The organism is Chryseobacterium sp. SIMBA_029 (assembly GCF_046535275.1).
Lineage (GTDB): Bacteria > Bacteroidota > Bacteroidia > Flavobacteriales > Weeksellaceae > Chryseobacterium.
Genome location: NZ_JAWRXA010000736.1, coordinates 1 through 244, shown reverse-complemented (window position 1 = coordinate 244; position 244 = coordinate 1). Strand labels below are relative to the sequence as shown.

The window sequence follows — 244 nt, the reverse complement described above, 5'->3', positions numbered from 1 at the left end:
TTATAGATTTTCAGTTGTTTGGAATATTGTTGAGTCAGTGAGTCGCTTGTATGTAGGATAAAGTTTGTATTTAACATGATTCATAAAATCACACAGACAAAAAAGCCGACGCAGAGCATCGGCTTATAGGTGTTGCACAAGCGTTTAAACGTTGAAGCGGAAATGCATCACATCGCCATCTTTCACGATATATTCCTTGCCTTCCAAACGCCACTTACCGGCTTCCTTGGTGCCGGCTTCACCC

At 42.2% G+C, this 244-nt stretch carries 1 protein-coding gene; it reads right to left on the bottom strand.

Going from position 1 to position 244, the window contains the following annotated elements; genetic code table 11:
* Positions 1-144 precede the first annotated feature (144 nt).
* Positions 145-244 (bottom strand): DUF933 domain-containing protein (locus tag SB679_RS25890; RefSeq protein ID WP_410705247.1); only part of this gene is annotated, 100 nt, incomplete at its 5' end.